The sequence below is a fragment of the Priestia sp. SIMBA_032 genome, from assembly GCF_046535215.1.
GTDB classification, from domain to species: Bacteria; Bacillota; Bacilli; order Bacillales; family Bacillaceae_H; genus Priestia; species Priestia aryabhattai.
Window position 1 is genome coordinate 1 of sequence record NZ_JAWRXD010000660.1, and the last position, 272, is coordinate 272.

1 protein-coding gene is annotated in these 272 nt (G+C 72.8%); it reads right to left on the reverse strand.

Features of this window, described 5'->3' with window-relative positions; translation table 11 throughout:
* Positions 1-238, reverse strand: a 238-nt coding sequence (locus tag SB717_RS35895; protein ID WP_410907750.1) for a hypothetical protein, incomplete at its 3' end; no start/stop codon positions are given.
* Positions 239-272: the final 34 nt, after the last annotated feature.

The window sequence follows — 272 nt, forward strand, 5'->3', positions numbered from 1 at the left end:
GCGACACGGCGGCGTCGACGGGGGCGGCGCGCACGTACTTCGAGCTGTGCGACAGCTCCAGCGGCGACAGCGGGAGGGCGAGGTAGTCGGCGGACACGCTGAATGCTCCAGCGGGCTGGTCGGGCGAGGCGGCACGGGGGCTCACGGTATGGCGCCCGACGGTGAAGTCGACGGCGTGCGCCACGGTGATCCGCGCGACGCCGAGCGGAGTGGAGGCGAACTCCCACGTCGGCAGCATGCCCAGCACCGCTCCCGTCTGTCGCACACGGAAG